This is a genomic window from Maribacter luteus (genome assembly GCF_009674825.1).
Lineage (GTDB): Bacteria > Bacteroidota > Bacteroidia > Flavobacteriales > Flavobacteriaceae > Maribacter_A > Maribacter_A luteus.
Genome location: NZ_WKJH01000024.1, coordinates 128257 through 144973, shown reverse-complemented (window position 1 = coordinate 144973; position 16717 = coordinate 128257). Strand labels below are relative to the sequence as shown.

Here is a 16717-nt window from a genome sequence, read left to right as displayed (position 1 = left end):
AATAATCATGAAAAATATATATAAAATACTTATTCTAGGTACTATTCTATTTTCAACTTCATGTGAAGATTATTTGGATAGAACACCCTTAGATTCAGTTTCTGAAGTTACTTTTTATAGTACTCCTTCAGATTTGCAAGCTGGCGTAAATGGCTTTTACAATGACTTACCAGGTTGGTCGGCCCTTTCAATTGGATTCAATATTCTTCCGGATATGTATTCCGATATGGGAACTGCGCAGGAACCAAGTAATAGGTTAAGTGGATTGAGTTATGAAGTTCCTACTTCCGCCTCGGGTTCTGTTTGGAGTTGGGACGAAGTAAGGGAAGCTAACTGGCTATTGGACCATGTTGACCAGGCTGAAGGTGATGAAACCCTAATTGGGCAATATACAGGTGAGGCTTATTTTTTTAGGGCCTATTACTATTTTGAATTATTGAAAAAATATGGTGATTTACCTATTTTTCCAGAATATTTCGATAATACCGATGAAGATTATATCTATGCTGCAAGGGATTCAAGAAATGAAGTTGTAGATTTTATGATTTCAGATCTAGATACGGCTATTTCATTATTACAGTCTTTCCCCGATATTTCCGGTCACCCGAGAATAAGTAAAGAAGTCGCCCAATTGTTTAAAGCGAGGGTTGCCTTGTATGAAGGTACTTGGGAAAGGTATCATAGAGGAACCGATTTTGGTGTTGATGGTTCTGATGGTACCGCTTTCTTGCAAATTGCTGCCGAAGCAGCCGAAGATGTAATGAACGGTGGTGTATTCTCTTTATATAGTGATTACCAAACGTTATTTAATCAAGTGGGTTATAGTGGTAATAGCGAGGTAATGTTATGGAGGGATTATAACTCCATTACATTGAATATTGCCAACGTTATACAACAACAATGGCCCAACAGATGTGGTTATACTTTATTTGCGGTAGATAGCTATTTATGTACAGATGGGGATCCAATTTCTGTTAGTACAAATTATATGGGCAACAAAGATTTATCAACTATTGAAATCAATAGAGACCCCAGATTGGCCGCTACGATAATGGTTCCTGGTGATTTGGTTGAAATAGATGCTGATGGTATTGAAAATTATTGGTCGTATCCCGATTTCAGTTCAACGAACACTGGATTAACCGGTTATGAATCTGAAAAATACAGAAATGCTCAATATAATGCTGATTACGGCGATTTCACTGAAGATACGTCCAGGATCATCTTCAGATATGCTGAGGCTTTATTGATCTTTGCTGAAGCAAAAGCAGAATTAGGTACAATAACACAATCCGATTTGGACAGATCCATTAATTTATTAAGAGATAGGGTAGGTATGCCACATATGACTTTGGGCGCTATTACAACTGATCTCGAATGGCCAAATTATGGCTATACATTAACTGACATCTTGTATGAGGTACGTAGGGAGCGCTCCGTGGAGTTAATGGCAGAAGGATTCAGAGCTGATGATTTATATAGATGGAGGGCCCATAGCTTGTTCGATGGTGATCAACCTAGGGGTGCTTACCTGGAAGATGGTATTGTAAACACCACATTGGATGCCGCTGATGCCAGTTTGGACGCTGATGGTTATATATTACCATTTGCAAGTACAGGAGATTATAATTTTGACGAAAGTAAGGCTTATTTACAACCGATACCTTTAGATGAATTGTCACTTAATCCGAATATCAGTCAAAACCCAGGCTGGTAATATTGATAAGTGACCGGTCAATAGAAAGTTTTTTGTTAGTTTTTTTTTGATTTCCATAAAGGGAGGTTAATCCTCCCTTTTTAACTTAGCCTAAATAAAGAAATTTCAATCATTTTTTAGCCATTTGAATTAATGGGATAAAATACCGAGCCATTATCAGAATCCACTACCCAACATCTTTTCAAATCAGTTGTTGGTCGAACAAACTTCATTTCTTTGAAAATTCTTAAGAAGTTTAAGGGTAGTTGTTTTTGTTAAAGGACATAGTTCCGAGTATCATAAATGTTAAGCTTTAATAAAGTTGAGAATGAGTATAATAAAACGACTTAATAAGTTTCATATTTCAAGCCCTGATTTTAAATATTACGTGTTATTCTTGTTTATGGCGATCATGGCAAGCTGTAACGATGTAGCCGAAGAAAAGCCGATAAAACCGAATATTGTTTTTATCATGAGCGATGACCATGCTTACCAGGCCATTAGTGCTTATGGACATGGGTTGAATAATACCCCTAATATCGATAGGATAGGTAATGAGGGGGTTATTTTCAATAAAGGGTTCGTTAACAATTCCATTTGTGCACCAAGCCGTGCGGCAATGCTCACGGGTAAGCATAGTTTTGTCAATGGCAAGGTAGATAATGTGCGGGCCTATGATTGGAACCAAGAAAATTTCGCTAAAGCCTTACAAAGAAACGGTTACCAAACAGCATTGGTCGGTAAAATTCATTTAGACGGTTTACCCCAAGGTTTTGATTATTCCAATGTGCTTCCCGGTCAAGGGCAATATTATGCTCCGGATTTTATAGAAAACGGGGTACAAAAGACATATCCGGGATATGTAACCCATGTTACCACTGATATTGCGTTGAATTGGTTGGATAATAAAAGGGAAAAAGATAAACCCTTCCTATTGCTTTACCATCAAAAAGCACCCCATAGAACATGGATGCCGGAAGAAAAATACTTCACATTGTTTGATGATAAAACGTTTACCCCTCCAGCTAATTTCTTTGACGATTACCAAGGTAGGCCAGCTGCCGCAGCGCAAGAAATGGGGGTTTATAAAGATATGGACGTGGTATATGACCTGAAAATGCTTGATAAGGAAAAAGAAATCAAGACCAAGTACAGGGGCATGTTCCAAAGACAGTATGATAGGATGACCGAGGAGCAAAAAGCAGCTTGGGACGCTTATTATGACCCTATCATTAAAGAATTCAAAGCCGAAAACCCACAGGGGAAAGATTTGGCACTATGGAAGTATAATAGATATATGCAAGATTACCTTCGTACCATCCAGTCCGTGGATGACGGTGTTGGACAAATACTCGATTATTTAAAGGAAAATGGTTTGGAGGAGAATACGATTGTCGTGTATACCTCGGATCAAGGATTTTATTTAGGGGAACATGGTTGGTTCGATAAACGTTTTATGTACGAAGAGTCTTTTAGAACGCCTATCTTGATGAAATACCCTAAAGAGATCAAGCCGGGAACGGTCGTTGATGAGTTGGTTCAGAATATAGATTTTGCCCCAACGTTCTTGGATTATGCAGGGGTTGATATTGAAGAAAGTATACAAGGGGAGTCTTTAAGGAAATTAGTGAAAGGCGATGCCAGTGAGTGGAGGGACGCCCTGTACTACACGTTTTATGAGTTTCCTGGGGAACATCGTGTAAAACGCCACTATGGGGTTAGAACGGATAGGTATAAATTGATTCATTTTTACTACGATATAGATGAATGGGAGCTGTATGATTTGGAAGAAGACCCTTCCGAAATGCATAACGTCTACAACGATCCGGCGTATACCGCGGTAAGGAAAGAAATGCATGACCAATTAAAGGTTATGCGCTCAAAATATGGGGATAGCGATGCAATGGACCAAGAGAACTTAAATCGTTTCTTAAAAGCCAAAGGTTTGAGCAAATAGTCCTAATCATAATATGTAAATTTCTGATAATGAATATAATAAAAGGAGTTTTCTCCGTGCTGTTGGTTATGCTAACGGTGTTGATATTGGGTAGTTGTAAGCAAGAAAAAACTATATCCAAAATAGAAAAAGTAAATTACCTGGAAGAATCCGAAGAGGGCTTTCAAAAACGTATGCAATGGTTCAATGATGCCAAATATGGCATGTTCATCCATTTTGGACTTTATAGCCAGTTGGGAGGAATTTATAAAGGAAATGACGAAGGCCGTTATGCAGAATGGATCCAGGGGAACCAGAATATCCCGTCCGAAGAATATATAAAGTTATTGGACACTTGGAAGCCGGAAAATTTTGATGCCGATAAAATCGTAAAATTGGCCAAAGATGCTCAAATGAAATATTTGGTGATAACAACCAAGCACCATGAAGGTTTTTGTTTGTACGATTCCAACTACACCGACTTCGACATAGCGAGCACCCCAATGAAAGGTAGGGATTTTGTACAGGAATTGGCAGATGCCTGCAAAAAAGAAGGAATCGTTTTTGGTACGTATTATAGTATTACCGATTGGCATGAAGGTTCTCAATACGTAGAAGAAGGAAAAGGTTGGGGTATGATGAAAATGCATGAGGGCCAAAAAGAGAAATACGTAGCCTACATGAAAAACCAAATCAAGGAATTAATAGAAAACTATGATACGAATATCCTTTGGTTTGATGGTGATTGGGTTGATTGGTGGACCGTTGAAGACGGAAACGATCTATACCAATATATAAGGGAATTAAAACCCAGTATCATTATCAATAACCGTGTTTCAAAAAGAAAACTCTTTAAAAAAGATTTTGGGACCCCAGAGCAATTCCATCTAGATTCCATTGTAAAATATAATTGGGAAGCCTGTTATACCATGAATGATTCCTGGGGCTTTAAAAAGAAAGACACATTATGGAAATCCCCTGAAGAAGTCTATGGAAAATTAAAGGACATCAACGGAAAAGGTGGCAATTTCCTGCTCAACGTAGGGCCCGACGGTAATGGGGTCGTACCTGAGGAATCGGCAAAGATTTTATTGGAAGTGGGTAAGATGATCAGGGAGGAAAATTCTAAATAAGATTAGCAATTTAAAAATCGGGAAATAAAAATGGGGAATTTGTTTAAGTATTCCATTAAGATCGTAGCTGCATTGGTAGTGGTACTGTCTTTTGGATGTAAAGAAAAGGCAGTACTAAAAAAGGAGGCGGAAAAGCCCAACATCCTGTTCCTTTTTACCGATGACCAGCGTGGTGGAACCATCGGGGCTATGGATAAATATGATGTTGAGACTCCTAATATGGATGCTTTGGTCCAAAGGGGTACTTCTTTTACGAATTCATATATTTTAGGGGCTACGACGGCGGCCGTATGTTCCCCAAGTAGGGCCATGTTAATGACCGGGCGCCACTATTTTAATATAGAACCAAATGTATATGCGCAATTCGCATTCCCAAAAGAGGAAAGGGGAAAGAGTAACAAAATAACCTTTCCCGAATACTTTAAAAAAAACGGGTATGAAACTTTTGCGACAGGAAAACAACATAATGGTGAAATTTGGTTAGAACGTGGTTTTAATCAAATTAAATCTGCCTTTTTAGGAGGTATGACAACACACTTCGGAACCAAAGTAAAGGACTATAATCCTGAATCAGGTTGGTCAGAACCTTATCAGCAGAAAGAAAAATTCAGTAGTGAGGTATTTGCCGATGCCGCGGTCGACTTTTTAAATACATACCAAAAAGAAAATCCTTTTTTAATGTATGTTGCTTTTACGGCACCTCATGATCCACGTACTCCTCCTAGTGAATATAAGGACATGTATCCTAATGAAAATATAGAGTTGCCTAAAAACTTTATGCCAGAACACCCTTTTGAGATTGCGGATGAAAGAATTAGGGATGAAGTGTTATTGCCCTTCCCAAGAACTCATGAAGCGGTTCAAAAGGAAATTTCCGATTATTATGGAATGATTACTGCAACCGATGCCCAAATCGGCAGGATTTTAAAAGCCCTGGAAGCTTCTGGTAAAGCGGACAATACCATTATTGTTTTTGCAGGTGATAACGGTTTGGCCTTAGGGCAGCACGGATTATTGGGTAAACAGAACGTATACGAGCACAGTGTTAGCGTGCCATTGATTTTTTGTGGGCCAAATATTCCTGAAAACGTAAAAACAAGTGCTTTTGCCTATTTACATGACGTTTTTCCAACACTTTGCGGATTAACAGGGCTCGAAATACCAGAATCTGTTGAGACAGAAGATTTGACCCCCATAATCGAAGGGAATGCAAAAGAAGTGAGAAGCAGTATGTTATATGCCTATAATTCTTGGCCTGGAGAAAATTTTAAACCTAAAATAAATAACTGGGGCGGACATAGAGCCGTTCGAAAGGGTGATTACAAATTAATAGTTAGTGCAAAACATGAAGTTTTCACTTATCAATTGTTCAATTTGAAAAATGACCCGTGGGAGTTGGTCAATTTAATTGAAAATGAAGAATATGCATCGGTCAAGGAAGATTTGTTGAAAGAATTGGAGGTTCTTATTAAGGAAACAGGTGATCCTGCCCAATTGGATAAAAACGAATTCGGGTTGTTCGATAGTCCGGAAGATTACAATTTCAAGAAAAAGTCAAAAGAGTAAACTATAACTTATGAGTCGAATTAAGTTTTTTGGTTTTCTTTTTTTTATGGCCGTATCAGGTTCTGTCATGGCACAACAAAAAGAATTGCCATGGGATGAACTGGCAGAGCAATATGAATGCCCGGAATGGTTCAGGGATGCCAAATTCGGTATTTGGTTCCATTGGGGACCGCAAGCCGTTCCCGAACAAGGGGGCGGTTGGTATGCCCGCCATATGTACATGCAGGACGTAGGCCGCCAAAAGTTCGGGAAAATGGCTTATCCTTATCACTTGCAAACTTACGGGCATCCGTCGGAATTTGGCTTTAAGGATGTAATCAATGAATGGAAAGCCGAAAATTTCGATGCACAAGCCTTAATCGATTTTTCAAAAGAAAACGGGGCAAAATATATTGTTGCTTTGGCGAACCACCATGACCATTTCGATTTGTTCGATTCTTCGCACCATCCATGGAATTCCGTGGATGTGGGCCCTAAAAAAGATATCATTGGCGAATTTGAATCAGCAACACGAAAAGCCGGTTTAAAATTCGGGGTTACCAGTCACGATGATCGTTTTTTGAATTGGTGGAAACCGGCATTCGGTTCGGATAAGGATGGGGACAAAGCAGGTGTACCTTATGACGGGCGGTTGACCAAGGAAGACGGTAAAGGCAAATGGTGGGAAGGCTTGGACCCGAAAGATTTATATGGTCCGGCACCGGAAGACCGCACTCCCGAAATGATTGAGGATATCAAGAAAAACTGGTTGGAACGCCATATTGAATTGGTTACGAATTACAAACCCGATTTATTGTATAATGATGGATTTAACTTCACCTATGGGGAATATGGGAAAGAAGTAGCGCGGGAATTATACAACAATAGTCTAGAAGAAAACGGAACCATAGATGCCGTAATGCTTCTAAAGAGAAAAGAAAAAGGTACGGTCAATGAAGTGGAATCGGGAGGTAGTAATACCCTAAGGGAAGACCCATGGCAGTCTGAAATTACGTTTACCGATTGGTTTTATAAAAAAGACCGCCATCTAACACACAATGCACGCACCATTTTGGAAATGCTCATTGAAGCCGTCAGTAAAAACGGAAACTTGCTTTTGAGTATGGAGTTAAATCCTGATGGAACCATTCCCCACGAAATTGAAAAGAGCGTTAAAATTGTTGGCGATTGGTTGAAAATCAATGGGGAAGCCATTTATGGCACACGCCCATGGAAGGTTTTCGGTGACGGGAAAAGTGTTAGGGGAGAGCAAGTGGAAACCGTTGAAGGGGAACTTAGGAATGCCGTAGCAGCCCAAAAGAAAGGCGAACATTTTAACCAACGAACCACGGCCACACCGGCTTTTGCCCATGATGAAGTTCGCTACACCACTAAAGGCGACGATTTTTACATTATCGTAATGAACCCTAAAGGAGGTGAGTTTGTGATTCCTTCTTTTGCAAAATCCAGCGAAGTCAGTCCGGGGACTTTAAAAGGTTTAACCCAATTATACAATGGCAGGAAAATAGAGTTTAAGCAAACCAATGAAGGTTTGGCCATTACCATGCCGGCCGTAAATGGTGACAGTTATCCAGTGGTATTAAAGGCGAAATTCAAAAATTAAATACGGGGATATGGGAAAATTTGTTTTTACGGTAATAACGGTTTTTATAATATCACTTTCAATCAACGCCCAAAACAAGGCTAAGGTTTATTATGTTGAGCTTATTGAGGGGCAGGACATAGCTGCCAACCCCATAAAGGAGATGGAGGCCAGGTCTGAAGGAAAAGGTATTTCAGTTCGTATGTATCCTGATATTTCGTTTCAAACCATTGAAGGTATCGGTGGGGCGTTCAATGAAATCGGAGGGGAAGCATTGATGTCGTTAAGTGAAGATCAACAAAACGATGTCATGAAAAACCTGTTCGATAAAAACGGTGCCAATTTCACGGTTTGTAGAACGGCAATAGGGGCCAGCGACTTTGGAATTGATGCCTATAGTTACAGCGAAGTGCCGAATGATTTTGAAATGAAGGGGTTTTCCATTGAGAGGGAAAGAACAAGCGTGATCCCTTACATTAAAATGGCCTATAAGTATAACCCTTATATGGAATTGTTTGCTTCCCCTTGGAGTCCTCCAGGTTGGATGAAAGAATCCGGTTTAATGGATAGGGGGGAAGAATTCCCGGAGAAGAATGTCTTGAAAGACGACCCTAAAATCTATAAGGCCTATGCACAATATTTTTCAAAATATGTTGAGGCTTATGCTAAAGAAGGTATATCGGTCAATAGAATCGTCATTCAAAACGAGCAGGACATATCCACTAAATACCCTTCTTGTAACATGCCCCCAAAACAAATGGGTGAATTCGTAATCGATTTTTTGCGTCCCCAATTTGAAAAAGACAATTCACCGGCCGAAATTTGGGCAGGTTCTTTCCGTACCGCCAAACGACTGGATGGATTGGAGTTCGTAGCCAACAAAAGTTGGAGGGAAGCCGTTGATGGTATTGGTGTCCAGTATATAAATTCAAGACAGATTGAGAATATGCAGGCAATTTATCCGGAAATCAAATTCTTACATACCGAAGGCAATTGTTATGGTGGAAAAAACAGTATCGACCAGGCATTTTCCCGATTTAATGAAGTTGCTTCCTACATTAATCATGGCGTGCCCAACTTCTGTTACTGGAATATGATCTTAAATGAAGATTCCTCGAGTGGATGGGGTTGGAAACAAAACAGTCTAATAAAAATCGATCGTCAAGACAAAACTGTAACCTATAATCCGGATTATGCGGCAATGGCCCTTTTTGGAAGATTTATGCGGCCAGGAATGAAACGGGTGGCATCGGCATCTTGGTATGGGGATACCATTACCCTTGCCGATGATAAAAACGTGTACCTGTTCATTAAAAACGATTCGGATGACGAAAAGACCTTCGATCTTTGGTTAAAAGACGACCAGTCACAGGTTGTGGATATTCCAGCAAATACCATTTCGGTGGTGACAGTGAATTATAAATAAAACTAATAAACTCAAAAAGATTCAATTCGAGTAAAAAAAAGCCTTAAAAATGAAAACCCCGATAGTAGTTAGTCTTTTGGTAATGGCGGTATGGTCATTAGGTCTCAATGCCCAACAGACGCAGTACCCTTTTTTGGATGAAAACCTAGGTATTGAGGAAAGGGTCGACGATCTCGTATCCAAAATGACTTTGGAAGAAAAAGTAGGGCAGATGATGAATGATGCCCCAGCCATTCCACGTTTGAATGTTCCCGCGTATGAATATTGGAATGAGTGCTTGCATGGGGTGGCCCGTGCCGGCAAAGCAACCGTTTTTCCCCAAGCTATTGGTTTGACCGCTACTTTCGATACCGACCTAATTTACAATTCGGCCGTAGTGATATCCGATGAAGCAAGGGCAAAGCACCATGAAGCGTTGCGAAACAATTCTTTTGAACGCTATGAAGGATTGACCTACTGGACTCCAAACGTCAATATTTTTCGGGATCCTCGTTGGGGTCGTGGACAGGAAACCTATGGTGAAGATCCATATTTGACCGCTCGTATGGGGGTCAATTTTGTGAAAGGGTTACAAGGGAACGACCCAAAATATTTGAAATTGGTCGCTACACCCAAACATTTTGCCGTACACAGCGGTCCCGAACCTGAGCGGCATTTTTTTGATGCCACGACTACGGAACGTGATTTGTACGATACCTATCTACCGGCTTTTGAAGCTACCGTGGTAGAAGGAAAAGCGTATTCGATAATGGCGGCCTATAATAGGTATATGGGTAAGCCTTGCTGTGCAAGCCATCAATTACTTGATGAGATCCTAAGGAAAGATTGGGGTTTTGAAGGATTTGTTGTTTCGGATTGCAATGCGATAAGGGATATTCATGATTACCACAATTATGTGGATTCCAAAGAAGAAGCCGCTGCAGTTGCTGTTAAGGCGGGCTGTGATTTAAATTGTGGTTCACGTTATTCTTATTTGATTAGCGCCGTTGAACGGGGAGATATTACTGAGGATGAGATAGATGTGTCTTTAAAAAGGATATTCAAGGCACGATTTAAACTGGGAATGTTCGATGCTCCCGAGTCCGTGCCCTATGCAAGTATTCCCATGAGTGTGGTAAGTTCGGAAAAACACAGGGCATTAGCCTTGGAAACCGCCCGAAAATCCATGGTACTTTTAAAGAACGACAATAATACCCTACCTCTTAAGAAAGATTTGAAATCCATTGCGGTCATAGGTCCCAATGCCAATGATCTTGAAGTGCTATTAGGAAACTACAACGGTTTCCCGTCACAATATTTTACCCCTTTGGTAGGGATTCAAAATAAGGTTTCCAAAAATACACAAGTGTATTACGAAGCGGGTACGGAATTGATTTCCAAAGAGCCGGCCATGTCATTGATCCCTGCCGCATACCTAAGCTTTGAAAGTAAAAAAGGATTACAAGCCAAGTATTTTAACAATCACGAATTTTCAGGGACTCCAGTTGTCACAAGAGTGGAGCAAGGTATCAATTCAAATTGGAACCTTTACCCCATTGAAGGATTGAACGAAGCTAAATTTGCCGTGGAATATACAGGCAGCCTTCAAGTGGATGTTTCCGGGGAATACGACCTAGGGCTACAAAGTCGTAGGGGATATACTTTGGCCATTGATGGTAAGGTAATAGTGGATAATACCAAAGATTTAAAAAGAAGGGTCGTAAAAGAAACCGTTCAATTGGAAAAAGGGAAACCGTATCAAGTTAAAATTCAGTATTTCCATGAAGGGTATCCTGCTAAATTGAAGTTCTTATGGGCTTCACCCGATAAAACTTCCTTTGAAAAAGCAATTGCATTGGCTGAAAAATCCGAAGTGATAGTTTTTGTTGGGGGGATATCGCCAGGTGTGGAAGGTGAGCAAATGCCGGTCAACTCCAAAGGGTTTGACGGTGGTGATAAAACCGATATTGAATTGCCAGAGGTTCAAAAAGAACTTTTAAAGGCACTACATGCAACAGGCAAACCCGTTGTTTTGGTATTATTGAACGGTAGTGCGTTGGCGGTTAACTGGGAGAATGAAAATCTACCTGCCATTGTAGAGGCTTGGTATCCTGGGGAACTTGGAGGTACCGCAATAGCGGATGTGCTTTTTGGGGATTACAACCCGTCAGGTAGGTTGCCGGTTACTTTTTATAAAACAATCAAAGAATTGTCCCCGTTTGTCAATTATAGCATGAAAGGAAGAACATACAGGTATTTTGAAGGGGAGGCTCTTTATCCTTTTGGATACGGATTAAGCTACACCGATTTCAGTTATGGCACATTAAAATTGGCAAAAGATAAAATTACTGCAACAGGTTCGACCACAGTATCGGTTAAAGTAACCAATGTGGGCAAATACAAGGGGGATGAAGTAGTTCAGCTTTATATCAAGGATGTTGTAAGTTCGGTGAAAAGACCCTTGAAAAGCTTGAGGGGCATCAAAAGAATCTCCTTAAAGCCTAAAAAGTCGACTATCGTAAGTTTTGAGATCACCCCAGAGGATTTATCCTTTTTTGATACGGTAAAACATGAAAAAGTAGTTGAGCCAGGAATATTTGAAATCGGTATCGGTGCGGCATCGGACAACTTTGAGACAGTTAAATTGGAAGTAACGGAATAAATTTATAATAAATAATGAAAACATTGGTAAGGCTTTATACTTTAGTGCTTTTGGTTTCTTTTTCGGCAACTAGTTGTAAAAGCAAAACAGAAGGTGAATCAAAAAAACAAGAACAAGAAAGACCTAATATCCTATTCATCATGGCCGATGATCATACCTCACAGGCATGGGGGATATATGGGGGTATTTTGGAGGATTATGTACATACGCCGAACCTTCATCGTCTCGCCGACGAAGGCACCGTTTTGAATAATTGCTTGGTTTCAAATTCCATTTGTACCCCTAGTAGGGCCACCATACTTACCGGCCAATACAGCCATGTAAATGGGGTCAGGATATTGGATGCGGGCTTATCTCCACAGTATAACAATATTGCCAAGGAAATGCAAAAAGGGGGGTATCAAACCTCTATCATCGGCAAGTGGCACCTAAAGCAAGAGCCGGCCGGTTTCGATTACTACTGTGTGCTTCCGGGTCAAGGGGAGTACCACGATCCTATTTTGAAAACAAAGGAGAATTGGGAAGATTATTATGGGGGTGGTAAACAATACAAAGGCTATAGCACCGATATCATTGCGGATATGACCATTGATTGGATTGAAAACCGGGATAAGGAAAAGCCTTTTATGGCCATGTGCCATTTTAAGGCCACACACGAACCCTATGATTATCCGGAACGTTTTGCGCATTTGTACAAAGATCAGGAAATTCCTGCTCCCGAATCTTTTTATGATAATGGGGCATCTACTACAGGGCGTTCTTTTTTAGGTCAGTCTATGGATAACCTTAAGAAACGATATTTAAAAGCTACGGCAGACACTTCCTTAAGAAAAGATTTCATGAATTATCCGGGGTTACCATTTTCCGTGGAAGGATTGACCCAAGAAGAAGCGAGGTATAAGACGTATCAAAAAATGGTGAAGGACTTTATGCGTTCGGGTGCGGCCGTGGATGATAATATCGGTAAGCTTTTGGATTATTTGGAAGCATCCGGACTGGCAGAAAATACCGTGGTCATCTACACCGCGGACCAAGGCTATTTCTTGGGGGAACATGGCTGGTTTGATAAGCGCCTGATTTTTGAAGAATCCATTCATATGCCATTTGTGATCCGATACCCAAAAGAAGTTAGGGCCGGTGCCAGAAATAAGGACCTTATTGAAAATGTCGATTTTTCGGCCCTGTTTGCCGATTATGCGCAGATTGATTATCCAAAGACCATGCAAGGACGCAGCTTCCGTGAGAATTTAAAAGGAAATACTCCAGACGATTGGAGGGATTATGGCTATTACCGCTACTGGGACCATTCGAAAGACAGACCGGGGCATTTCGGTATCCGTGGTCAGCGTTACAAATTGGCATTCTTTTATGGCAACGGATTTAAGGGGGCCGCACAAGACCAATTCTGGGATTTCTATGATTTACAAGAAGATCCCCATGAGTTGCATAACGCCTATAACGACCCAAAATACAAAGACATCATTGCCGAAATGAAAACCGAGATTTTACAACAACGTGAAAACTTGGGCGATACGGATCTTGATAATCCGGAAATATTGGCGATTGTTGAAAAACATTGGAACGATTGATTTAATCCGAACTATTTTCTAAAACCGTTATGATCGATAAACTTATCAAACTTCCCATCCTTTTCCTTTTTGCCTTGGCAATGACCCATTGTACGGCACAAAGACAGGAAAAACCGAATATCATCATTATTATGGCCGATGATATGGGGTATGGCGATTTATCATGTTACGGGAGTACATTGATCAATACACCCAACTTGGATAATTTAGCGGCTGAAGGAATCAGGTTTACCGACTTTCATGCCAACGGATCCGTTTGTAGTCCTACACGGGCGGCCCTTTTGACAGGGAAATATCAACAACGTGTTGGTATAGATGGAGTCGTAACGGCCAAACATGATCGTGACAAAGGTTTGGATCCCAGTGAAAAAACGTTTGCTGAAGCCATAAAAGAAGCAGGGTATGTTACGGGCATGTTCGGGAAATGGCATGTTGGGTATCAAACCAAATTCAACCCCATACAGCAAGGCTTCGATGAGTATATCGGTTATGTTTCGGGTAATGTGGACTATCATTCCCATATTGATCAGGAAGGATACGAAGATTGGTGGGTAGGGGATACCATAAAAAATGAAAAAGGGTATTCAACAGATTTGATCACGAAACATTCCGTGGATTTTATTGAACGCCATAAAGACGAACCTTTTTTACTCTACATTCCGCATGAAGCACCTCACGGACCGTTTCAAGGGCGTAAATCGGAAGCTGAACGCTATGTAGGTTGGAAAGACGGAGCCAAACAGAAAAAGAAAGTATCCGAAGAAGAACTTAACGCCATTTATAAAGAAATGGTCGAAGTTATGGATGAAGGCATTGGTGAGGTTATGGAAACCTTAAAAAAACTGAAGCTTGATAAAAACACTTTGGTGTTCTTTTGTTCGGATAACGGTGCTTCAAGAAAAGTTGGCAGCAATGGCGGTTTAAGAGGCTACAAATCCACCTTATGGGAAGGGGGACATCGGGTATCCGCCATGGCATGGTATCCGGGTAAAATCGCCCCAAATCAGGTTAATGATGAAACTATTTTAACCATGGATCTTTTGCCCACCATTATGGATTTGGTCGGAGCTGAAATTCCAAAAGGATTGGATGGTCTTAGTGTCAAGAATAACCTCCTTGTAGGGGAAGCCTTGCCACAACGGGATTTATTTTGGGGGTATGCCGGTAGAAAAGCCATACGACAAGGCGACTGGAAACTCATTTTACAAAAAAAGGATGCCGAGCCTTTATTGTACAACCTAAAGGAAGATATCGGGGAAAATGATAATGTAGCGGGGCAACATCCTGAAAGGGTTGGAACAATGCTGGAAAAATTAAAAGCTTGGACTGAAGATGTATATATATCCACCAAAAAATAATTAATCATGAAGCAGATTATTTACGCATGCCTTTTGGCGTTACTGTTGGCTTTTGGAAGTTGTTCCGAGGCCAAAAAAGAGGAAGCACCAACGAAACCCAATGTTATATTGATCATTACCGATGATCAAGGTTTTGGGGATTTGGGATATTACGGGAACCCCAATATCAAAACCCCTGTTTTGGATAGTTTGGCAGAGCGTAGTGTACGTTTTGATGAGTTTTTGGTAAATCCGGTTTGTGCCCCGACCCGCTCGGCGATTATGACCGGTAAATACTGTATGAGTACTGGGGTGCATGACACCTATATGGGTGGGGCCATGATGGCACCTTCAGAAGTTACGATTGCCGAGTTACTAAAAGAAGCTGACTATAAAACAGGTATGATCGGCAAATGGCATTTAGGGGACAATTATCCCATGCGCCCCCAGGATCAAGGGTTCGAATATACTTTGAACCATTTGTCAGGAGGCATAGGCCAGTACGGGGATTGGCCCAATACCTTAAAAAGGGATAGCAGCTACTTTGATCCCGTTCTTTGGAAAAATGGGAAGCAGGTACAGACAAAGGGGTATTGCTCAGACGTTTTTACGGAAGCTGCCATGGATTTTGTTGAGGATAACAAAGAGAATCCTTTTTTTCTTTATCTATCGTTCAACGCTCCTCACGGACCGTTACAATTACCACAAAAGTACTATGACATGTATAAGGATACGGATCCCGATGCGGGGTTGATAGACCAGGGCATGCCATATCCAAAAGTAACGGAGCAAAGTCGTGAAAATGCCAGGAAGGTTTACGGTATGGTTACCAATATCGATGACAACCTACGTTTGCTCTTCAATAAATTGGAAACCTTGGGTCTAGAGGAGAATACGTTGGTCATTTTTATGACGGACAATGGTCCACAGCACCCAAGATATATCGCCGGTATGCGTGGTAGAAAAGGATCAGTGTTCCAAGGTGGGGTACGGGTACCGAGTTTTTGGTATTATCCAAAGGCTTTTAAAGAAGCTAGGGACATAAAGACCCCTGCCGCCCATTACGATATTTTGCCAACCATAGCAGAATTGACCGGTGCCAAGATACCGACCGATTTGGCTATAGAAGGAAGGAGTCTAATGCCTTTATTGACCAAGTCTAACACAGATCTTCCAGAACGGTATATCAGTAGGTATTGGGCGAGGGCAGCTCCGGTAAGGTACCGAAACGTATCTACCAGAAAAGGAGATCTAAAACTTGTAGGTGTTGGCAAGGACGATGAGGGTAATGATAAGTTCGAATTGTTCGATTTGGTCAAAGATCCCTTTGAACAAAATGATATTTCTGAAAACAATAGTGGGATGGTGACCGAACTAAAATCGGAAATGGACAAATGGCTCGATTCCATGGAGTCTTCCGAGCATATACTAAATTCCCCTAAGCCTATCATAGGTACGGCGTACGAGAATCCCGTAATGTTAAATCAAAACGATGCACATTTTAAAAAACAAGAAGGTTCAAAAAAGCAATTGATGTATTGGGATGTAGTCATCGATGCCTCTAAATCTTTTGATATTACGGTTCATTTAGATCGTGAGATGGATACGAATGGCAAATTGGAATTGATTATTGGGGATGAGACCAAAACCATCGAATTTAAGGGTGAAGGACAAACCAGCTTAAAATTTCCGAATGTGAAATTGAATAAAGGTGAAATAACCATTATGCCGAAAATGTATGTAGAGAAAGAAGGGGAATTAAAATTCTACTATCCATTTTATGTTGAAATAAATGGTTGATAACTAATAGG

The 16717-nt window shown here is 40.7% G+C and carries 10 protein-coding genes; all 10 read left to right on the top strand.

Translation table 11 applies throughout. The features are described 5' to 3' along the window. Positions 1 to 7 precede the first annotated feature (7 nt). The 10 genes from GJ691_RS14475 to GJ691_RS14430 all read left to right on the top strand — a co-directional run bounded on the left by GJ691_RS14475 (position 8) and on the right by GJ691_RS14430 (position 16706). Positions 8 to 1717, top strand: coding sequence for a RagB/SusD family nutrient uptake outer membrane protein (locus GJ691_RS14475; protein WP_154368126.1), 1710 nt, complete (start codon positions 8 to 10; stop codon positions 1715 to 1717). Between the two features lie 307 nt (positions 1718 to 2024). Then, positions 2025 to 3653, top strand: a complete 1629-nt coding sequence (locus GJ691_RS14470) for a sulfatase family protein (RefSeq protein WP_246200194.1) — start codon at positions 2025 to 2027, stop codon at positions 3651 to 3653. 29 nt (positions 3654 to 3682) lie between these two features. Continuing rightward, complete coding sequence (locus tag GJ691_RS14465; RefSeq protein ID WP_154368124.1) at positions 3683 to 4765, top strand: alpha-L-fucosidase; 1083 nt, start codon at positions 3683 to 3685, stop codon at positions 4763 to 4765. A 30-nt stretch (positions 4766 to 4795) separates the two neighbouring features. Beyond that, positions 4796 to 6331 (top strand): sulfatase family protein, encoded by a 1536-nt coding sequence (locus tag GJ691_RS14460; RefSeq protein ID WP_154368122.1) that lies wholly within the window; start codon positions 4796 to 4798, stop codon positions 6329 to 6331. A 10-nt stretch (positions 6332 to 6341) separates the two neighbouring features. Further along, positions 6342 to 7934, top strand: coding sequence for an alpha-L-fucosidase (locus GJ691_RS14455; protein ID WP_154368121.1), 1593 nt, complete (start codon positions 6342 to 6344; stop codon positions 7932 to 7934). Between the two features lie 10 nt (positions 7935 to 7944). Then, positions 7945 to 9339, top strand: coding sequence for a glycoside hydrolase family 30 protein (locus GJ691_RS14450; protein ID WP_154368119.1), 1395 nt, complete (start codon positions 7945 to 7947; stop codon positions 9337 to 9339). A 49-nt stretch (positions 9340 to 9388) separates the two neighbouring features. Continuing rightward, entirely contained in the window at positions 9389 to 11980 is a 2592-nt protein-coding gene (locus tag GJ691_RS14445; RefSeq protein ID WP_154368117.1) for a glycoside hydrolase family 3 C-terminal domain-containing protein, read from the top strand. Between the two features lie 14 nt (positions 11981 to 11994). After that, positions 11995 to 13569, top strand: coding sequence for a sulfatase family protein (locus tag GJ691_RS14440; protein ID WP_154368115.1), 1575 nt, complete (start codon positions 11995 to 11997; stop codon positions 13567 to 13569). Between the two features lie 29 nt (positions 13570 to 13598). After that, entirely contained in the window at positions 13599 to 14927 is a 1329-nt protein-coding gene (locus GJ691_RS14435; protein ID WP_154368113.1) for a sulfatase, read from the top strand. A 6-nt stretch (positions 14928 to 14933) separates the two neighbouring features. Further along, positions 14934 to 16706, top strand: a complete 1773-nt coding sequence (locus tag GJ691_RS14430) for an arylsulfatase (RefSeq protein ID WP_154368111.1) — start codon at positions 14934 to 14936, stop codon at positions 16704 to 16706. Positions 16707 to 16717 lie beyond the last annotated feature (11 nt).

Coding starts and splice junctions, on each gene's coding strand:
- GJ691_RS14475 (WP_154368126.1), top strand. CDS start 8: ATGAAAAATATATATAAAATACTTATTCTAGGTACTATTCTATTTTCA.
- GJ691_RS14470 (WP_246200194.1), top strand. CDS start 2,025: ATGAGTATAATAAAACGACTTAATAAGTTTCATATTTCAAGCCCTGAT.
- GJ691_RS14465 (WP_154368124.1), top strand. CDS start 3,683: ATGAATATAATAAAAGGAGTTTTCTCCGTGCTGTTGGTTATGCTAACG.
- GJ691_RS14460 (WP_154368122.1), top strand. CDS start 4,796: ATGGGGAATTTGTTTAAGTATTCCATTAAGATCGTAGCTGCATTGGTA.
- GJ691_RS14455 (WP_154368121.1), top strand. CDS start 6,342: ATGAGTCGAATTAAGTTTTTTGGTTTTCTTTTTTTTATGGCCGTATCA.
- GJ691_RS14450 (WP_154368119.1), top strand. CDS start 7,945: ATGGGAAAATTTGTTTTTACGGTAATAACGGTTTTTATAATATCACTT.
- GJ691_RS14445 (WP_154368117.1), top strand. CDS start 9,389: ATGAAAACCCCGATAGTAGTTAGTCTTTTGGTAATGGCGGTATGGTCA.
- GJ691_RS14440 (WP_154368115.1), top strand. CDS start 11,995: ATGAAAACATTGGTAAGGCTTTATACTTTAGTGCTTTTGGTTTCTTTT.
- GJ691_RS14435 (WP_154368113.1), top strand. CDS start 13,599: ATGATCGATAAACTTATCAAACTTCCCATCCTTTTCCTTTTTGCCTTG.
- GJ691_RS14430 (WP_154368111.1), top strand. CDS start 14,934: ATGAAGCAGATTATTTACGCATGCCTTTTGGCGTTACTGTTGGCTTTT.